The 20,209-nt window shown below is 69.6% G+C and carries 12 protein-coding genes; 4 read left to right on the top strand and 8 right to left on the bottom strand.

All coding sequences use genetic code 11. The annotated features are described in order from the left end of the window. Nucleotides 1-330: 330 nt before the first annotated feature. Entirely contained in the window at nt 331-807 is a 477-nt protein-coding gene (locus AB0F72_RS17285) for an SRPBCC family protein (protein ID WP_360431600.1), read from the top strand. Nucleotides 808-894: 87 nt separating this feature from the next. On the opposite strand, the gene AB0F72_RS17280 is transcribed toward AB0F72_RS17285, so the two are convergent. Together AB0F72_RS17280 and AB0F72_RS17275 are read right to left on the bottom strand one after the other, a co-directional pair. Next, entirely contained in the window at nt 895-1,581 is a 687-nt protein-coding gene (locus AB0F72_RS17280) for a DUF4232 domain-containing protein (protein ID WP_360431597.1), read from the bottom strand. A 79-nt stretch (nt 1,582-1,660) separates the two neighbouring features. Continuing rightward, on the bottom strand, nt 1,661-4,483 hold the full coding sequence (locus AB0F72_RS17275; RefSeq protein WP_360431594.1) for a beta-L-arabinofuranosidase domain-containing protein: 2,823 nt from the start codon (nt 4,481-4,483) through the stop codon (nt 1,661-1,663). Nucleotides 4,484-4,770: 287 nt separating this feature from the next. Between AB0F72_RS17275 and AB0F72_RS17270 the strand changes: the two genes are divergently transcribed. The 3 genes from AB0F72_RS17270 to AB0F72_RS17260 all read left to right on the top strand — a co-directional run bounded on the left by AB0F72_RS17270 (nt 4,771) and on the right by AB0F72_RS17260 (nt 10,602). Beyond that, nucleotides 4,771-5,586, top strand: coding sequence for a BTAD domain-containing putative transcriptional regulator (locus tag AB0F72_RS17270; protein WP_360431591.1), 816 nt, complete (start codon nt 4,771-4,773; stop codon nt 5,584-5,586). Between the two features lie 1,029 nt (nt 5,587-6,615). Further along, nucleotides 6,616-10,029, top strand: a complete 3,414-nt coding sequence (locus tag AB0F72_RS17265; protein WP_360431588.1) for a hypothetical protein — start codon at nt 6,616-6,618, stop codon at nt 10,027-10,029. 6 nt (nt 10,030-10,035) lie between these two features. Beyond that, complete coding sequence (locus AB0F72_RS17260; protein WP_360431585.1) at nt 10,036-10,602, top strand: hypothetical protein; 567 nt, start codon at nt 10,036-10,038, stop codon at nt 10,600-10,602. On the opposite strand, the gene AB0F72_RS17255 is transcribed toward AB0F72_RS17260, so the two are convergent. The 6 genes from AB0F72_RS17255 to AB0F72_RS17230 are packed head-to-tail and all read right to left on the bottom strand — an operon-like array spanning nt 10,599 to nt 20,194. Next, the gene (locus tag AB0F72_RS17255; RefSeq protein ID WP_360431582.1) at nt 10,599-12,644 is read right to left on the bottom strand and encodes an ATP-binding protein; all 2,046 of its coding nucleotides are present in this window, start codon (nt 12,642-12,644) and stop codon (nt 10,599-10,601) included. The two genes, AB0F72_RS17260 and AB0F72_RS17255, sit on opposite strands and share 4 nt — an antisense overlap. Beyond that, the gene (locus tag AB0F72_RS17250; protein WP_360431579.1) at nt 12,637-15,339 is read right to left on the bottom strand and encodes a hypothetical protein; all 2,703 of its coding nucleotides are present in this window, start codon (nt 15,337-15,339) and stop codon (nt 12,637-12,639) included. Before AB0F72_RS17250 ends, AB0F72_RS17255 begins: the two co-directional genes overlap by 8 nt. Continuing rightward, complete coding sequence (locus tag AB0F72_RS17245) at nt 15,336-16,463, bottom strand: hypothetical protein (protein ID WP_360431576.1); 1,128 nt, start codon at nt 16,461-16,463, stop codon at nt 15,336-15,338. The genes AB0F72_RS17250 and AB0F72_RS17245 overlap by 4 nt, the downstream gene beginning before the upstream one ends. 19 nt (nt 16,464-16,482) lie before the next feature. Continuing rightward, nucleotides 16,483-17,559 carry a hypothetical protein gene (locus AB0F72_RS17240; RefSeq protein WP_360431573.1) on the bottom strand — a complete coding sequence of 359 codons (1,077 nt, stop codon included), beginning with the start codon at nt 17,557-17,559 and terminating at the stop codon, nt 16,483-16,485. Then, nucleotides 17,556-19,055, bottom strand: coding sequence for a hypothetical protein (locus AB0F72_RS17235; protein ID WP_360431570.1), 1,500 nt, complete (start codon nt 19,053-19,055; stop codon nt 17,556-17,558). The genes AB0F72_RS17240 and AB0F72_RS17235 overlap by 4 nt, the downstream gene beginning before the upstream one ends. Then, entirely contained in the window at nt 19,052-20,194 is a 1,143-nt protein-coding gene (locus AB0F72_RS17230) for a hypothetical protein (RefSeq protein ID WP_360431567.1), read from the bottom strand. Before AB0F72_RS17230 ends, AB0F72_RS17235 begins: the two co-directional genes overlap by 4 nt. Nucleotides 20,195-20,209: the final 15 nt, after the last annotated feature.

The following is a 20,209-nucleotide window of genomic DNA, read 5'->3' as shown; positions in this document are numbered from 1 at the left end:
AACGCGAGCCGTAGCCCACACAGCTAAAACCGCCCCGGAACCTGCACGGGCTACGGCCCAGACGAGCGAGCCGTAGCCGACGCATCTAAAACCGCCGGAAAAGCCGCACCACCTACGGCTCGGCCCCGTCAGCCGTAGCTCACGCAGCTAAAAACTCGGCACAACCTGCGCCAACGACGGCTGGCAGCACGACGGCAGCACGGGCAGCGCGACGGGAACGCGAGCCGTAGCCCACACAGCTAAAAACTTGGCACAACCTGCGCCAACGACGGCTAGGCCCAGCGCGACCGTGATCACCTGGACTCTCATGGCGTCGTGTTGGATGGGGGAATGACCGAACGTGTCGCCAGCGCGAGTCGCGAGATCGCGGCCGCCGCCCATGAGATCTTCGAGCTGATCGCCGACCCGTCACAGCAGCCGCGCTGGGACGGCAACGACAACCTGTCGGAGGCCGCCGCCGGTCAGCGGATCCGCAGCCGCGGGGACATGTTCGTCATGACGAACACCAGCGGCAAGGTGCGGGAGAACCACGTGGTCGAGTTCGTCGAGGGCCGCCGGGTCGCGTGGACGCCGGCCGAGCCGGGCAAGACGCCGCCCGGCCACCTCTGGCGATGGGAACTGGAGCCGCTCGACGACGGCCGCACGCTCGTCACCCACACGTATGACTGGACGAACCTCACCGACGAACGCCGCATCCCCAAAGCGCAGTCCACGACGTCGGAGAACCTGCGGGCCTCCATCGACCGCCTCGCCACGCTGGCCGAAAGCCAGACGTCCGAGGACCAGACGTCCGAGGACCAGACGTAAGGGGACCAGACGTAAGGGGACCAGGCGTAAGGGGACCAGGCGTAAGGGGACCAGGCGTAAGGGGACTGCGCGGCCGAGGGCCGGGCGTCAGAGCAGGGGTAGCTCCGGCGGCTCGCTGATGGCGCCGCCGCCGGTCTGGGTAGGCGTGGGCGCCGGCTCGATGGGCCGCCACGGCCCGACGCCGAGGCGGCCCGTGCTGCCCAGATCGAACGGTGCGTCGGGAATGACGTGCTGCGGTGGCTGCCCGACTTCGATCAGGGGAATGGACACCGGCAGATTCGTGGTGTCGTTGTAGGTGTTGCGCCACACGAGCGCCGCGGACGCCTGGTCGCCGGGGCGGAGGTCGATGGGGCGCGGCGGGACGTCGAGGTGGGACAGCGCGGCGGACACCTCGGCGGTGCGGTGGGTGATCCGTACCGTGATCGGGTTTCGGTCCTCGTCGAGTGGCCGGATCTCGGGGTAACCGTCGAGGCGCACGGTGTTCTCGCCGCAGTTGACGACGAGCAGGCCTTTCACGCGCAGGCCCATCGCCGCGTTGGTCTCGCCGAACCACAGCTTGATGCCGGAGGGCGGACAGGTGACGGCCACCGGCGGCTTCGGGCGATCGGTCTCGCCCGGGCGCCCGGGCGTGGCGATCTCCGGCCATGTCGCGTACGGCACGCCTGGCCCGCGCTCGGCGTTGCCCGGCCCGCCCGTCTCCGGCTCGGTTCTCCCCGGTGCCGCGCAGGCGGACAGCACCACGGGCACGATGAGCAGAGAGAGCAGGCGTTTCACCGGGCCCATCCTGCCTCAGCGGGGCAAATCCCTCCCTCCCGGGGCGAGGGATGCCCCTCGTGAGGGCACCCCTTCGCCGTCAAGCCGCGGCTTCTCGCACCGCGGCGGCTTCCTCCCCGCTGAGCAGACCGGCACGCTCCCACCTGCGGGCCGTGTCCGAAACCGCTCGCCGAAACTCGCGCTTCGAACGGAACGGCGCCTGCGACCACAGCTCGTCGAGGAACGTGGTGCCCTCGTCGTCGGGCCGGTTCGGGACACCCGAGTCGACGCCGGCGACGACGATCGTCGGCTCCCGGCGGCGGAAGTACGCGTGGTAGGCGGCCGTGTCACCGATGTAGAACGGCTCGAACCCGATGTCACCGGCGGTGAACGTGTTCGGCCGGGCGCCGGGCTTGACGACCTCGGTCAGGTCGCCGGTCAGCGGCAGGGACGGGTACCAGGAGATCGGCAGGTAGTCAGGGCTCGCGGACTTGGCGACCAGGGCGAGCGGCCCGTAGAGCAGCGCCTGCAGGGTCGGGTCGTCGATCGCTTTCTCGACGTGCAACCGGTAGGGGAAGGTCACCGTGATCGTGTCGCCGGAACGCCAGTGCCGCTGGATGCTCGCGTAACCGTCTCGGCTCACCCGTACCCGATGGGGCTTGGCGTTGAGGGTGACGGAGAAATCGTCGCGCGCCCATGCGGGGACGCGTAACCGCAGGTCAAGGCGGCCACTGCCGGTGATCGTGAGCGTCGTCTCCGGGGAGCGCGGGTAGTCGCCGGTCTGCGTGACGGTGAGCTTCTTCGCGGTCCAGTTCAGCGTCGACGGGATGTAGAGGTTGACGTAGAGCGTGTCCGATTTCGCCGATCGGAACCAGATGGTGTCCTGGTATTTCGTGTGGTTCTCCAGGCCGGTGCCGCCGCAGCAGGTGCCGGTGTTGCCATAGCCGCGGCGCACACCCGGACCGACCGGGACCATGTAGGTGACGAGCGGATCCGTGGTGCTGTCGGTGTCCTGCCGCGAGGCGAGGATCTGGTTGACCAGGGCTTTCTCGTAGTAGTCCATGAACCGGCCGTCCGGCGTGTGTGAGAACAGGTTCCGGGCCACCTTGAGCATGTTGTAGGCCGCGCACGACTCGGCGTTCGTGGTGTTCACGATGCTGCCGGCGATCACGTCACGCTTGCGGAACACCTCGCCCTGACCGGTTCCGCCATGCATGTAGGTGCGGTGCGGCACCACCATGTCGAAGAAGTTCGCGGCGGCGGTCCGGTAGCTCTGGTCCGCACCGTTCTCGAAGAGGCGCAGATAGCCGAGGAACTGCGGGATGTGCTGGTTGGCGTGCTTACCGTCGAGGCTGTCGACATCGGCCACGCAGTCGGCCAGCAGCTTGGTGTTGTCGAAGAAGCGTGCCGTCTCCAGGAACGTCTTGTCGCCGGTCAGCGTGGCGAGGTCGGCCATCACCTCGTTCATGCCGCCGTACTCGCCCGCGATGTAGAGCGACCACATCCGGTCAAGTTGCTCACGGGGCAGCTTGCTGAGCCGGCTGTGCGCCCACTCGCCCATGCCGCGCACCACATCGAGGGCTGTCGCGTTGCCACCGAGCGTGTGCGCGTCCAGCAACCCTCGCATGATCTTGTGACAGGTGTAGTAGGGCGCCCAGATCGCCGGATAGGTCGTGAGTTGTTCGAGCAGAACAAACTGCGTTTCCGGGTACGCGGCGAGGAAGCCGGCGTGGCTAGGACCGGGAGCGCCCCCGACCCCGGTGATCACCGCGGCGTCCCAGCCCCGGCCGCTCGCGTCGGCGACGGTGGTGCCCTCGGTCTCGTCGAAGCGGTACCAGGCGAGATTGCCCCGCAGATTTCCGGCGCTCATCTCGTCGGCGGTGAGCGCCCGGTCGAACAGGTGGAACTCGTCGACGATGCCTTTCAGGTGCGCGTCGCCGTACTGGGAGCGGCCGATCCAGTTGTTCTTCGGAGCGCCCAGCGCCGCCGGGGTCAGCGTCATCGCCGGGTTGGCGCCGACCGCCCGCCCATCGACGTACAGTGTGCCGACCTGGCCGTCCAGCGTCACCGCGAGATGCACCCACTGGTTGATCGGCAGCGGGGTCGTGCTGCCGATCCGCTGCTCACCGCCACTGCCGGTCGTCGTGATCGCGAACCGCGGCCCGGCGCCGTCGTGGATCGTCAGGAACATGTTGACGGCCGTGCCGGTGCCGAAGTCGAACGCACGGGACCAGGTCCGCTGCTCGTCCAGCTTCACCCACATGGCGATCGTGACCTGGGTCAGGCCGTCGATCGTGGCGTCCGGCAGGCCGACGTACTGTCCGTCGCCGCTCAGCCGCAAGCCACCACCGCTCTTGCCGGTGGTCCAGGTCGCGGGCGGCGGCGGGGTGCCCGGCGTGCCGACCTGCGCGGTCCAGGCGTCCTGACACTCCTTGAGCGCCGTCACGATGTAGTCGAGCTTCTCCTTGAAGATCGTCTCACCGGTGTCCGCCCACGCCTGCGCCAGCATGGAGATGAAATGTCCGCTGTAGTGCCCGCGCAGATTCCCGGTCGCGTCATCCCAGCCGCCCGGCGGCTGCGCGCCCCGGCTGTCCAGTCCCGCGGCGGTCCGGAAATTGCTGACGATCCGGTCCGGATCGTAGGCCCGCGCGTAGGCGAGGATCCGGTCCCGCTTCTCCGTGAAGATGCTCGGCAGCAGATCAACCTGGTCAAGGCCGAAGGGCACGGCCTTCCACGATTCCGGTACGGGGAAACCGTTGACAGTGGCCGGCCGGGTCCCGCCGTGCGGCAGATGTCCGGCCCCGCCGTGCGCGCCGGTTCCGCCGTGCGCCTCAGCCGGCGTCCCGGTGGCGATCAGTGTCGCGCCGGCGGCGGCCGCACTGTACTGCAGCAGCTGCCGGCGGGAGATGGAGTTGTCGGTCATGTGCGCGCTCACTCCCCTAGCTCCACCGATCCCCAGGCAGCCGGAATCGACGGTTCGAGTGTTTCGGTTGCGATCGGCGTCCGGGAACGCTCCTAGCAGCGTTGATGCAGGTGAAGTGGTTCGCTGGCGTCCCGTCAGCAGAGCCGAAAAGGTTTTCAGGAACGTAATCCGGCGGAGATGCTTCCGTCAAGACCTTCAATCTGACAGGGCCGGGGTGTCCGGTTTGGGCCGGTGGTTGCGACGCCGGAGTGACGGGGGCGTAACGCGCGGACTCGCACACTCAGGCGATGACGACCGGGCTGTACCTCGAGCTGCTCGACGGGTTTCGCCTGCGAGCCGGCCAGGACGCCGTGGAAGTCTCGGACGTCGGTCAGCGCCTCATCGCGCTCCTCGCGCTACGTCGCCGGCCCGTTCGCCGGGCCGTGATCGCCGGCACGCTGTGGCCGGACAAGACCGAGTCGCGGGCGTCCGCCAACCTTCGTTCGATTCTGTGGCGGATGAACGGCACCGACACCCCCGGAGTGATCGTCTGCTGTGGCTCCTCCCTGGGTCTGCAGCCCGATCTCGGCGTGGACGTGGTCACCCTGGAAGAGGCCGGATGGGCACTGCTCGACGGTTCGATCGCCGCCGCGACGAGCCTCGGCTTCGAGCGGCTCTCCCAGGAGTTGCTGCCCGGCTGGTACGAGGACTGGGTCATCGTCGAACGTGAACGCCTCGGTCAACTCCAGATCCGCTTCCTCGAAGCACTCGTCGACACATTGCGCCGGTCCGGCAAGTTCGCGCGGGCCATCGATTACGCGATGCGTCTCGTGGCGACCGACCCCCTCCGGGAACGCAGCCAGCTGGCACTGATCCACGCCCTCGTCGACGAGGGCAGCTGGGGCCGGGCTCGCTGGCAGGCCGATCAGTACCACGACCTGCTCCGCGAGACGTTCGGGCCCCGGGCGGCAGAGTCGTTCACCGCCGAGCACGCCGAGTTGCTGCCCTTTGACAGCCACGTGCCCGGCCACGGGTTCGCACCGCACGTCATGGCACACCGGGAGTCGGCGCAACGGGAGATGGCACAACGGGAGATGGCACAACGGGAGATGGCACACCGCTGAGATCCGGGGGCTCCGTTGGGAACCGAGAAGACGCGGGAGCGAGCCCGCTCCAGCACCGACGTCTCGGAGCCGTCGAGTGCCGCGCTCTCGCCGTTCGCCCCACCGCTCGCGACCACCGTGCGGTCGAGTTTCGCCACGCCGGCGACGACGACCCCGGCCGCGCGCCAGCGGACGCCGGCCGGTGGGCCTCAGCAGCGGCCGCGGTCAGGCGGGACAGGTACGGGATCCGCCGCCGACAGCGGAACGACCGCTCGGAGCGCTGGTGGCAGCACGGCTGGTGGCAGCACTGCCGGGCGCGCCACGGGCGGCGGGGCCGCGCGGATGACCGGTGGCGGGATGCAGGCACGGATTCGGCGGAGCACGGCCGAGGCGACGGCCACTCAGGGTGGCGGACGAGCCCCGACCGGCGGCGGCGCTCCGGAAGGCGCAACACGAACCGCGACCGGCGCCAGCGCTCCGGCAGCCGCGGCCCGAATCCCGACGGGCGCCAACGCTCCAGCAGCCACGGCACGAACCGCGACAAGCGCCAGCGCTCCAGCAGCCACAGCACGAACCGCGACAAGCGGGAACGCCCCAGCAGATAGTCGGCGAACCGCAGCAAGCAGCGCCCCAGCGAGCCGAGGACGAACCGCAGCACCCCAGAACACTCCGGCCGGCGGAGAGCGAACCGCAGCAAGCGGCGGCACCCCGGCCGGTGGGGGCACTCCGGCTCGTGGGGCAACTCCGGCTGCTGGGACAACTCCGGCTCCTGGGACAACTCCGGGTGGCGGGAACACGGTCGCGGGCGTTCGGGCTTCCATGTCTCCGACGCTAAGCCCTGCCCCAGGGGCCGACTCAAGCCCGGAACCAGCAGAGACACCAAAAACGACAGCCACGACCGCCGCCCCGGAAGCAGAGACCCAGCCGGCAACCAAGAACGCCACCGCCGCGAAAACCAGCACCGCGGAAGCCGAACCCATCGCCCCCGCATCGGCCACCTCCCCGCGCGGTCCTGCTGCCACGGCGCCGGCTCCGACCGTACCCATGCATATGCCGCAACCACCCGCCGGGCCGTCGGCGGCAACGGTCCGCCGGACCCGGGCCGTTCAGGCCCGGGCCGGGCACACCGCGACCGCTCAGGGTGACCTCCCCGCCGGGGCGACCCAGGTGGAGGACGCGCAGAACGCTGTCACCGAACCGGATGCCGAAGCCCTCGCGCGCGCCCAGGCCGAGCTGATCGCCAGCGTCAACGCCGAGCCGAGCCAGGAGATCGTGGCGCTGTGTGAGCGGATCCGGGAGGTCATCCGGGAGAAGCGGCCACCGGACGAGGACGCTCTGATGGCGGCCGAGCCCGCGGGTGAGGCGCTCAACGCCGGGAACGAGCTGAACAAGACCGTTCAGGGGGAGACCGAGAAGGTTCAGCAGAACTACGGGCCGATGCAGGCGCCGCCGGAACCCGGCGCGCCGAAGCAGGGCCAGGATCTGCCGCCTCAGCCGTCGGCAGCGGAAACGGCGGACGTGAATGCCGGTGCGGCGGTCCCGGATCCGGTGCCGGCCGAGAACGTCAATCTGGATCAGGATGCCGCGGCGAGCCGGCAGCGGACCGAGGCCGCCGGGATGGGCACCGCGCCGGCACAGCTGGTGCAGACCGGGCCGGTCGCCGACGCGCGGGCCGCGCAGGGGGAGCTCGATCAGGTCGCGCAGGAGGGCCCCGCGCAGGTCCTGGCCCGGCAGGAGGGCGCGCTCGCGCAGGCCGAGAACAACATGGCCGCGCTGCAGTACCAGGCGTTGACCGCGCTGCAGGCGGCGCGGGCCGGGACCGCCGGCGGCAACACCGCGCAACAGGGCGGGATGATCGGCACCGAGGAGCAGATGCGCACGCGGGCCTCCTCGTCGGCGCAGACGATCTTCACCGATGCCCGCAACCAGGTCACCGTGCTGCTCACGGATCTGCCGCGGGACGCGATGGCGGAGTGGGACGCGGCCAAGGACGTGCTCGCCACGAAGTTCAAGGCGGATCTGAAGCCGGTGCAGGATCGGGTGGACGAGCGGCATTCCGGTGTCGGCGGGTGGTTCGTCTCGGGGTGGGACGCGCTGACCGGGCTGCCGGACTGGGCCGAGGAGGGTTACGCCAAGGCCGAGACCGCCTTCGCCGAAGGGGTGATCGACAAACTCAAGGAGATCTCCACCGAGGTCAACGCGGTGATTCTCGCGTGCGACCAGATCATCGAGTCGGCGCGTACCCGAATCCACAAGATCTTCGCGGATCTCCCGGAGAACCTGCGAACCTGGGCGGCCGGGGAACAGGCCCGGTTCGACGGGCAGCTCGATCAACTGCATGCGGAGGTGCAGACCACCCGGAAGAACTTCAACCGCGATTTGGTACGGAGTTCGAGCCAAGCGGTCGACGAGGTGCGCGCCGAGATCGCGGCTCTGCGCGCGAAGGCCGCCGGTCTGATCGGCCGGGTCATCGACGCGGTCAACCGGTTCCTGGAGGATCCGGCGAAGTTCATCATCGACGGCCTGCTGTCGCTGCTGGGCATCTCCCCACCCGCGTTCTGGGCCCTGGTCGCGAAGATCAAGAAGGTCATCGCGGACATCGCCGACGACCCGATGCGATTCGCGAACAACCTGATGGCCGGGCTCGCCCAGGGTTTCGGCCGGTTCTTCGACAACTTCCCGAAGCACCTGCTGCACGGGTTCCTGGACTGGCTGCTCGGCGGCATCAAGGACGTCCAGATCCCCAAGGACCTGTCACTGAAGAGCATCATCGGCTTCTTCCTGCAGATCATGGGCATCACCTGGCCGAACATCCGCAAGATCCTGGTGAAGCTGGTCGGCGAGAAGAACGTCGCGCTGCTGGAGCGGGTCTACGAGATCGTCTCGGAGCTGATGGAACAGGGCGTCGACGGCATCTACGAGATGATCAAAGATCAGCTCGATCCACAGGGGATCATCGACCAGATCATTCAGCTCGCGGTCGAGTACCTGACCGAGGCGATCATCAAGCAGGTCACGGTACGGATCATCGCGATGTTCAATCCCGCCGGAGCGATCCTGGCCGCGATCGAAGCGATCTACCGGGTCCTCAAGTGGGTCTTCCAGAACGCGGCCCGGATCTTCACGCTGGTCGAGACAGTGGTCGACGGCGTCATCGACATCATGGCCGGCAACATCGGCGCGGTCGCGATGGCGGTGGAGAAGGCGCTCGCGCAGTTGATCGCGCCGGTGATCGCGTTCATCGCTGATTACCTCAGTCTCGGTGATCTGCCGAAGGCGGTGGCCGGGAAGGTCGAGAGCATGCAGGAGTGGGTGCTCGGCATGATCGAGCGCGCACTGACCTGGGTGATCACCAAGGCGAAGGCGCTGCTGGCCAAGCTCGGTTTCGGCAAGAAGAAGGAAGAGGAGAAGAAGCCGGAGCCGGGGACGGAGGACGACCAGGTCGGCGACGACCTCGACTGGTCGGTCGAGGGCGAGTCGCACCACACCTGGATTGCCCAGGAGGGTGCCAACTACGTCCCGATGATGGCCAGCGGAACGCCGCATCCGGTCAGGAACGCACTCGACGTCTATCGCGACCAGGTGGTGTTCCAACAACTCGACGCGAAGACTGCCGCCGCGGCGAATGATGCGATCGCCGATGCCGCGGCCAGTCTCGACAGCCTCGAGGACGCGCTCAACGACTATGAGACAAAGATCTTGGGTGGTGCCAAGAAGAAAGACCTGTCCACCGAGAAGCAGGCCATCAAGACTCATCAGGCGGCTCTGCGCAAGGCGATGACCGCGGCTCAGAAATCGCTGGGCCTCAACGACGAAGAAAGACTCAAGGACGCCAAGGCTCATTTCAAGTCGAATGCCTTCCCGATCGTGCACGACAAGGGGCTCAGCGGATTCCTCGGGCTCAAGAAGTCACAGGCTCATGTGACGTCAACACGGTGGCAAAGCATGGGAGTCCTGTTCATCAGCGCAGAAGACGCGAATGTGTACACTTTCGATCCCGCGACTGCGGGTTACCGTGAGACGGATCCCGACAACCGCGAGAAGTACGGTTACTCGAATCCGGCGAAGGACTCGGCTCTGGGACTGGAAATCTTGACCCTAGGACTCAGGGGCGGAATCTTCCCGCCCAAGAAAACTATTATCACCGCGACCCCGAGCGAGAAGAAAGATGCCGACTACCACAAAGACCACGCCAACTACAAGAGCATGATCAGCGGGCTCACGAGATACCGCAAGGGTTTCGCGTACCCGGATGCCATCCTGGGACACGGCAAATTAGGCGCGTCGGAGCACTGGAACACGATCGGACACACACAGACCAAGGAAGAAAATGCTGCCTGGAACAAGACACTTTCGACATATCACGGCCCGGAGCACAAGCAAGAATCCTCCGAGAGCGGAGGAAAGTCCGCCCGATACAAACAGCCCGTGGTCGGACTCAGCGACGACTCATGGTTCCGGTGATTAGCCGTGGACGACGAACTCACTGCCGCGGTCATCGCCGGATATCACGAGATGTTCGACGAACCAGATCACATCGCACCGGCTGACGAGCACGCTGTCTTCCTTCTGTACCTTGCCCCCGAGAGAGCACAGGATCCGGACGAGGACACCACACTACTGTGGACCGCCGGGCTGAGCGCGCATCCCAACTTCCGCGACCATCCTTGTGAGCTGAGCATCTCGATCGCCGGCCGGCCCGACGATGCATGGCCCGCCGCGATGGCAGCATCGCTGGCGGAGCTGGGCTCGGCGCCGGCGAGAACCGGCGAGCCCTACGAGGCCGGCCAGATCCTGACAGGCGTCACGCTGCCGGGCTTCTCCCGGTTCAGCTCCGTCATGCTCCTCGATTGGGGCGTCACCTACGGAGTGGAGTTGTCCGTCCCTGGGCGGGACATGGGTCTGGTACGCGTGATCCCTCTCTTCCCGTCGGAGGCAGCGTTCATCGAAGGCAGCAGCGATCGCACACGGGCCTATCACTCGCTCCGCAACCGTCCCATGAGGGAGGCGGATCCGGATCGCGAGCCGGCGGTCTAGGAAGTCTGGGGTAGGCCGAGCCGCCGCAGCTCGGCCCGCACCCCGTCCTCCACGTCCCCCACGGTGACCGACGCGGCCTGCGGGTCGCGGCTCAGCGCGACGAAAGCCCCCGCCACCACCACCTCGGCGATCGCCGCTGCCGAGAGCCGATGGCTCACGGCCAGCGTCTCCACGTCCGCGTCCGTCAGGTCGTGCGCGACACCGGTGAGCGCCAGCCGCCACATCCGGCGCCGGCATTCCTCGTCCGGACGGGGGAAGTCCACGATCGCCGCGATCCGGCGCGCGAACGCCTCGTCCACGTTCTGGCGAAGGTTCGTGGCGAGGATGACCACACCCTCGTACTCCTCGATCCGCTGCAGCAGGAAGCTGATCTCCTGCATCGCATACCGATCGCGGGCGTCGGTCACGTTTCCCCGTTTGCCGAAGATCGACTCGGCCTCGTCGAAGAAGAGGATGGCGTGGGCGTCCTGGGCTTCGGTGAACACCCGGTCCAGGTTCTTCTCGGTCTCGCCCACCCACTTGCTGACGACCTGGGACAGGTCCACCTTCAGCAGATCCCGGCCCAGATCCTTGGCGATCAGCCCGGCGGCCAGCGTCTTCCCGGTCCCTGAGGAGCCGGCGAACATCGCCACCAGGCCCTTCGCGCCGCTGTGGCCGAGCAGGCGCTCCACGTGCGGGCGGTTGCGGATGCGGTCGCGCAGGGCGAACAACTCCGCCTTGCGGTCGGCGGGCAGCACGATGTCGTCCAAGGTCATGTCGGCCGGGGCCTCGACCGGGCGGGCGATGCTGAGCAGGCGGCGGGACGACTGCCTGCGGCAGGCCTCGTGCAGGGCGTCGGGGGTGGGATCCGGGCCGGCCATCCGGATCGCCTCGTGCATGTGGCCGGGCGTCAGCAGGAACGTGCCGGCCAGACGGTCGGCCAGCGCCTGATCATCGAGCAGCTTCTCCCAGATCATCCGACGCTCGTCCAGGGACCGCGACGGGAACGGGACGCGGAGCAGCGACGCGTCCCAGGGCTGGGCATGGTCGACGAAGCTCGGCTTCGGGTGGGCGGCCGCGCGTTCCAGCAGGTCGGACCAGGTGCGGTCGTCGGCGGCGGAACGGCCCGCCAGGGACGAGCAGTCCTGCCAGTAGACGGCGGCGCCCCGCAGCAGCGCCTCCCGGTAGACGTCCTGCGCACCGTCCGGCCGGGCGTCGGCGATCAGGAGGGGCATGTCGAGGGTGGTGGTGACGGCGCGGGCGAAGGCTTTCCGCCCGCTGCCCTCAGCGCCGAGCATCGCGACCACCGGATTCTTCCGGCACGCTTCGGTCAGCGACTCCAAGATCGCTCGGCGCGCGGCGGTCAACGCCAGCGACGACGCGTCCAGAGTCGCGGCCACCCGGGCGCCGTCGGCCAGCCAGCCGTCCCGATAGTCCGAGCCGCCGAGGAACGCCGCGATCCGCGTGTCGATCACCACCGAGCGCGCCGACAGCCCGCCCTCCTCCCCCAGGCTGATCAGACGGTGACGGAGCAGCGGCGACGAGGGCGTGAAGCGCTCCCGGAACTCCGCCAAGCCGGCCGCACCGGGCCGCAGGATCTCGGCGAGCAGCCCCACCGACGGCGCCCGCCGCCACTCCTCGTCCGCCAGATAGGCGTACAGCCGCCGATACCGGGCGTCCAGCTCCCCGAGCAGGCAGATCAGCAGCACGTCGAGATCGGTCCGCGCCAGATCGAAGGCGTCGCGCAGCCGTTCGACGCGCAGGTCCGGCACCGGCTCCTTCAATCGGCGCATCTCGATCCGGGCGGCCAGCGCGGTGGCCTGCAGCACGGCGGCGTGCGCCTCGCCCGGACTGCGGGCGAGATCGTCCATCGGCTCCTCGAACGGATGCGCCAGATAGCGGGACAGCTCCGCCGGGTCCAGGATCCCGGTACCCCACCGGACGTCCGGACGCTGCTCGGCGACCGCCGATCGCCACCGCTCGACCTGCGCGCGGACCAGCTGCTCGACCCGGCGCAGGTGGTCGTGCAGATGCTCCGAGCTGCTGGAATAGGGCTCAGTCAAAGCGAATCCCCCGCCCGCCGAGAATCGTGGGTGGCTCGACCGGATCGAGATATCCGGCCAGCTTGAGCACGATGTCGTGCGGCCACGAGGGCATCCGCACCCGAATCGCCGACCCGTCGATGCTGATCTCCGCCGGCCGCCGCACGAGCCGATAGAGCAGGAACCCGGCCGACGCGTTGCCGAACCCGGGCAACCACCGCCCCCACACCTGCACACAACAGACCGCCAGCAGCGCCACCCGCGGATCTTCCGCATCGACGCTCGCCAGCGCGGCGGTCACCCTCGCCACGTCCTCCGGCTCCGGATCGCGCACGTCCACACCCAGGTCACGCAGCAGATCGTCGTCCGCGTTCCCCGGCACACCGAGATCCGGCAGCGGCAAAATCCGCTCATCCGCGCCCACCATCACGAGTCCGCCGGCAATCTCCACGATCCGGAACGGCCCCACGACGAGCCGCTGCCCGATCATGCGGCGAGCCACCTGTCCGAAATCAATCACGGCACCGTCGTCCGCTCCCAGCCCCGCGACGAAGTCCACGAGCGGATCGGGTTCCACGCCCGCACCGGCCCAACATCGCAGTAGCGCCGTGAGCAGCGACTCCGAGGACTCGTCGGACGAGCGCGGGCCGGGCAGCGGCCTGAGCAGCGCCGCCCCCAATCCAAGATCTCGCAGCGTCCGGAAGAGCAGCAACCCCGCGGCGGTCCGGGACGGCGCGAAACTCGCGCTCCATTCACCAAACCGAAGACCGATTTTGTACGAGGCCATCCCCACTGACCCGCCTCTTCCGGCTTCCTCGCGTACCGCCCGGCCGGGCAGAGCCACCGACTCACCCCAAACCCGCAGCACCCGCGCGGCCACCGAACGGGCGTGCTCGTCCTCCGACCAGCGAGGCGCGTACCGGATCAGCGCCGCGACCAGCCGGATCACGTTGGCCGCCCCACCCGGATCAGCGGGATCGAGGTAGAGCCGCCCGTCCCGCTCGACAACAGCGACCAGATCAGCCAGCACCTGCCGAGTACGAGGCGACAGCACCGCCCCCGCCGACCGCGAACTCTCCAAGATCTCAAAAGTGGGCGGGTGTGCCGTGGTCTCCGCGACCGGGGCCGGCAGATGTCCCGAGGTCTCCGCGGCCGGGGCGGGCATATGTCCCGAGGTCTCCGCGGCCGGGTGTACCGGAGTTTCCACGATCGGGGCAGGCGGTTGCGGAATCGGGGGTGCCGCCGGCGCAGATCCCGATCTTGGAGCCTCCGGCGCACCCGTAGGCGGCCAAATGTCCAAGATCGGGGAATTCTGCGGAGGCCGATCGGCCGACTCTTGCGATGTTGGCGAGTTCCGGATAGCCGCAGACTCCCCATTCTCCAAGATCGCGGATTCTGGGGGGCCGAGCAGGGAGTAGCCCGAGGCGGCGGGGCCGGAAGCGGAGGCGTCGGCGGCCCGGGAGGAGGCCAAGGCGTCGGCGGCCCGGGAGGAGGCCAAGGCGGCGGCGGCCCGGGAGGAGGCCGAGAGGTCGGCGGCGAGAGAGGAGGCCGACGCGGCGGCAGCCTGGGAGGACGCCGAGGCGTCGGGTGCGTGGGAGAAGAACGAGGCTGCTGAGGAAAGGGAGGCATCCGAGGACGTCGAGTCGTCGGCGGCGCCGGAGAAGCCAGAGGTTCCCGGGACCGTGGAGGGCTGGGAGGCAACCGAGGCGTCGGAGGAGGCGGAGATGGCGGCGGCGGTAGCGGAGGGCACCAAGGTAGATGCAGCGACAGCAGAATCTGTGGAGCTGGCGGGGGCAGCAGACGCCAACGTGGAACCTGCGGAGCCGGGAACAGAAGAGACGGCGGCAGCGGACGACGAGGATTCGGCGAGACCGGCCGCCGAGGACGACATCACCCCCGCAGACAGCGCCTCAGCGAAAGCCCCGTGATCGAACCAGTCGAACCCCCGAGCCACCTCCAGCACCGCCGCACCACCGGCACCCGAACCACCGGCGCCCGAACCATCGGCGCCCGAACCCCCGAGCAGGTCCCGCACCATCGCCCCGAGCACCCCACCGAGGCTCACCGGGTCCCGCCAATCCGGAACGCCGGGGACGGCCGGCCGCAGTCCTTCCGGAAGGTCGACGCCTGCCGCCCGTACCAACGAAATCGCTGTCGCGGAAAGCGACGCCCCACCATCGTCAGCGCCCGTGGCCAGCGAGGCCAGCGCGTCCCCGTCCAGCGCGCCCAGCAGCGCCTCCAGGTCACCACGTCCATCGATCCGCGCGAGGATCCGCCATCGATGCAGATGGTGGAACGACAGCAGCCCGGCCCAGTCCACCGTCCCGTCCACAGTGCGGAAACGGGCCAGCGGCGTGTAGTACCACCGGTCGGCGAGCCCGTCCCGGCAGTCGTGCAGGTACGTGGCCAGATAATCCGCCGTGTCCGGGAAACGCACCACCTCGTCGTCGTCGAACGGGTGGTCCACGACGGCGCGCGTGACCGCCGCGGTGATCGTCCGGGGCAGGACGTCGTCGGCGAACGGCTGATCCAGGCCGATCACGGCCCGGCAGCTCAGCGAGCGGATCACAATCACCTCGTCGCCGTCGAACGAGGCGGTGAGCGCGTCGGCGATCCGGTCCCGGGCGGAGGCGCCGAGCAACTCTCCAAGATCCAGACCTGTGCCGCTGACCGCCCGCCCGACCACGTGCAGAGCGCCGATCGTCACATCCATCATGGATTTCCCGAGCGCAACGCGGTGAAGATGGCGAGCAGGCTGTTCGCCTGCACGGCTGCCAGCTGTGCCCGCGCGTCGTCGCTGAGCTCGGCTTCCTGAATCTTCGCGGCCTTCAGGTTGCCGCCGACGATCAGGTTGCCGGTGATCATCATGGTCCCGTTCTCGTCGAGGGTCAGGTTCGCCACGAACTCGCCGTCGCGGACCTGCCCGACCGTCAGCCGGGTGGGCAGGGCGCCGGCCTGGTCGGGCATGGTGATCCGCAGCTCGTGGTCGGTGCCCGCTTTGATATGCGTGATCGACCAGTCCGGGATCGGCGTCTGCGGGGTGCCGGCCGGCGTGGCGGGGACGGACTCGATCGCCAGCGACCCGCCGCGCAGCACGAGATCACCCTGCACGGTGAGCTGCCGGTCGAAGACGACGCCGTCCTCGCCGACCGTCAGCGGCGTGGCCGTCACGGTCGTGGGCTTGCCGCCGACGGTCTTCTCCTCGGTGAACTTCACGGCCACCGTACGGGCCGTCGTGGCGCCGAGATCGATCCAGAGGTCCCCATTCGGGTGCTGCACGGTGGCGCCGATCAGCCCGGCATAGGGAAGGGTGCTCGGTACCGGTTCGGGTTCGCCGTCCTCCTTGGTGGAGTTGCGGGTGACGCGGCCGAGGAAGACCGGCCATCGCCGCCCCGGATCGTCGGTCGTCACCGGCGGAGTCGCCTCAAGATCAATTTTGGGTACGCCCGGCGGCCTGCGCACGTCCACCAGGGGCTGCGCGTCGTCGAGTTCGATCCGCGCCCCGTCGCTCACCCGGTCCACACCGTCGCCGGCCGCCCGGAGGATCTCCAGCCGGTACACGATCCAGACGTCGACGTCCTCCACGTCCCGCTGCTCGAAGAGACGCAGGTCGAGGGTCTGCACGCTGGTCAGCACCAGATCACGGCCGTACCCGTCGACGGCCCGCCCGGGTTGCACGACCAGCTCGCCACCGACGTTCACGATCTCCAGGCCGGCCACGATCCCCCACCGGTGCTGGCTGTTGTTGTGCAGCCGGTGCCGGGTCAGGTGGTCGGCCTGGTCGGCGACGAAATCGGAGGTGCGGAGGATCCGCCCGTCCTCGAACACGCTGCGCGACATGCTGGCCTCCTTGATCGGATCAGACCGGGAACTCCAGGCCCTCGTCGATGTCGCCGTCACCCTCGGCCGCCGGGGGCGGTGGGACCGTGATCGGCACTCGCTGGGCGAACAGCTGACCCTGGAGATCGAACGCGACCACGGCGACGAACACCGTCGCAGCGGTCTCCGGGGTGAGCGGTGTCGCCCACTCCGCCCTGGCCGTGGCCTCGATCGGGTTCATCGCGAACGGGTGGCCGCCGATCTGGACGAGCCGGAAGGACTTCACGCTCTCCCGGTGGATCTCCAGGGCGACCCCCCAGTGCGGGAACACCCGGTCGACGGTCGACCCGACGACCAGCTTGGTGGAGTTCGCGGTGGACCCCGACGGGTCGGCCGTGACGGTCAGCTTGATCGCGGCGTTCTCCGGCTGGGTGGCGAGGCCGGCGATCCGCTGGGCCAGCACGTCGACGAGTGCCGCCACGAACCTCGGGTCGGCCGGATCGGCGGGTACGAGCCCCTGCGAGACCGTGCCGGCGACGGTGAGATCACCGGAGACCGTGACCGTCCCGGTCGCGTCCACCAGGAAGCGCGGATCCGGCGGCGGTTCCGTCAGGTCGGCCTCGGCGCGAACCCGGACGGCCACCCGGCTGTTGGCGGGCGACGAGCCGGCCGGCACCTCGAGCTCGATCCGCAGTTCCCGGCCGATCAGGCGGTTCTGGTCGTCGCGGTGGTCCAGGGCCCGGATCGTCCAGGGCGCCGGTTCCGGCGGCGGCACGGCCGCCGCGGTCATCCGGACGGCGCCGTGCACGGTCAGCGACGTCCCGGAACCCTGGACCGGCCCGGCGGCACGATGACCGCCGGGTGCCAGGCGCAGCGCATCCGGGACGTCCGGCAGGTCCACGCGCACGCTGCTGGACGGCCCGGCCGGCACCAGGCTGATCGAGGTGCCCTCAGCGGCCGAGCTGATCGACGCGCCGAGCAGGCCCCGGTCGGCGCCGCGTACCGGGTGTACGACCGCCCGGTGGGTGTCGGCGTCGGCGGCCCGGGAGGCGGCCTCCTGGTTGAGGTCGTCGACCCGGAGCCGGTCGCCGTCCTGGAACGCGGCGCGCGCGGTCACGGCTTGCGCCCGATCCGGCCCCGGGCCTCCGCCTTGATCCGGTGAATCGGCTGGCCGCGCAGCGCTTGCGCCACTGTCGCGTCGGGGGCGTTCGCGAGCTGCTCGAAGGTGGTGATGCCGGCCGCGTGCAGTTTTCCGATGTTGTTCGGGCCGACGCCTTTGATCTCCAGAAGCGGATCAGGAGCGGGAGCGGGCCCGGGAGGAGGCGCGGGCACGGGCTCAGGAACGGGCACGGGTTCAGGAGCAGGCGCGGGCTCAGGAACGGGCACGGGTTCAGGAGCAGGCGCGGGCTCCGGCACGGGCTCAGGAACAGGCGCCGGGGCCGGGGCCGGGGCGAACTTGAAGGCCTGGCTGCGGAAGCCGATGATCCGGCGCCCCAGGCACGGCACGTCGACCAGCACCGGCACCGGCGGCGGGTCACCCCACTTCGCGGCCACCGCGGAACTGTTCTCCAGCAGCGGCAGCAGCGCCGCCACGTTCGCCGGCTTCTCCAGCGCGAACTCGGCGCTGCCGGCGATCGCGTGCCACGACCCGATCGCCTGCTCCCAGCGCTGCCAGATGAACGGGGTCAGGTCGTAGGTTCCCCCGGCGACCGGATGCCCCGGCGAGAGGGCCAGCTCCCGCCGGTAGGGCGGGTAGGCGTCGATCCGGGCGACGACCGGCCCGCGCGCCACGTTCTGCTTGTCGTCGAGCGCGGCCCGCCGCAGCCACACCCGGGCCAGCCGCAGCGGCTCGTCGGCGTCCCGGCACTCCCGGCGCAGCAGCCGGTGCCGGTACACGGCGACGAGTTCCAGCAGCGCGAGCGCGACCTTGCCGAAGACATCCTTGTCGGCCGGGCCGGTCAGCGTGGCCCGCAGGTCGTGCCGCCAGTCGCAGGGCTCGTCGAGCACCTTGTGCCCGTCCAGCCAGGTGAGGATCGCGGCCGTCCCGCCAGCGTCCGGGCCGGCGTTGACGTAGTCCCGCACGATCTCGTGACAGGCCGTCCACTCCTCCTGCCACTGCGCCGCCCCGTCCGCGGCCGGGTCGTCCTGGCCGGTCGGCGGCGGCACCGGTTTCACCCGTACCGCGGCGTCCTCCAGCACCCGGGTCTGCACGATGCCGGCGCGCTCGCATCCGCCGCCGCAGCCGCACCGGTCCACCAGCTCGGCGCCGGACCGCTTCTCCGCCGCTTCCAGGAGGAGATCGACGACCGCGTCGCCGCACGCGGGGTTCTCGGGCGCGGCGACCTTCGTCCACTCGGTCAGATCGACGTGGAATGCGGCGGGCACGACCAGGTCGGCGCCGGTGCTGCTCACCGCGTACCCGGTCCGGACCGTGACCCACCCCGGCCAACCCGGCCGGCAGGCGACGTCGAGCCCGCAGGCGACCCCCCAGCCGTGCCGGTGCCGGCCGAGGGCGAAGCGAGCGCGGATCCAGTCGACGAGCGCGGTCAGGTCGGTGTCGGAGAGCACCATCCCGCTGGAGAAGAGGGGACGCTCCAGCCCTTCGGTGATCATTTGCCCGCCTCCTGGGAAACCGTGAACCAGCTCCGGAAAACTCCGCCTTTGATCCCGTTGCCGGTCGGGAACGAGCCGAGGTAGTCGGCGTCGACCGGCAGTCCGTGACAGTCGTGGATCAGGTCGCCGTAGACCGTCACGAAGACGGTCTCGCCGACGATGCCGGGATGGCCGCCCCGGCGGCGGGCCTGCAGCTCGTCCGGGTCGATCGTGAAGACGGCCTCCCGCTCACCGACCAGCTGCGGCGGGTACCGGGGGTCGGCGGCAAGCCGTTCCCGGTTGCCGCGCGGGTCCTCGACCTCCACGACGAACGTGAACGAGTTGACGCCGACCCTCGTCTCGTCGCCTTCGGCGATCTCCCGGTCGAACCAGACGTGCAGCCGGCCGTAGTCGCGGATCAGCTCCTGGACCGGCACGTAGGACCCGTGTTCCCAGCTCGTGTGCGAGATGTGGGTGAGCCAGGCGGCGGGCGGGGGAAGGCTTCGCCGCACGGTACGGGCGACGCCCCGCTCGTCCACGTCCACCCGGATCGGCTCCTCGCCGGTACGGCAGAGCAGCGCGATCGGCACACATCCGCCGAGGTCGTCCGCGGGTTCCAGGCAGCCCCCGCCGGGCCCGCAGCCGTCCTCCGGGCCGGGGCCGCCGTGGTGGCCGTGGAGCAGCGCGGTCCACGGGTCGCCCTGCTCACCGGTCGGCACGTGCACCTCGAACCGGTGCTTCTCCACGGTCCGGCCCAGCTCGGTGGCGTCCGTCGCGGTGCAGTCACCGACGATCGCCGGGAGCGGCTCGGTGTCGCACTCCTCGTACCGGACGCAGAGGATGCCGAGGGTGTGCTCGCCGTACGGCCGGTGCGGATCGGCCGGCCAGTGCACCCGGTCCAGCTCGTCCACGACGATCTCCCGGCCGTACGCGTCGAGCGCGATGCCGGGGTCGACGCGGACGTGGTCGTGGGTGTGTCCGGGCCGGTCGTCGGGGCGTACCCGCAGGCCGCACACCGTGCCCCAGCCGTGCAGCAGCCGGTTGTGCAGGTGCCGCCAGTACCGGTGGTAGTCCTGCTCGTCGGTGAGGTCACGGGCGGTCAGGAATCGGCCGGTGAACCACCGCGGTCGGGTCCGCGGGGAACCGGTGCGTCGGTTCATCGGGCATTCTCCTTA

This window comes from Actinoplanes sp. NPDC023936 (assembly GCF_040639325.1).
Lineage (GTDB): Bacteria > Actinomycetota > Actinomycetes > Mycobacteriales > Micromonosporaceae > Actinoplanes.
The sequence above is the reverse complement of the archived record's forward strand: the minus strand, read 5'-3'. Positions and strand labels throughout refer to the sequence as shown.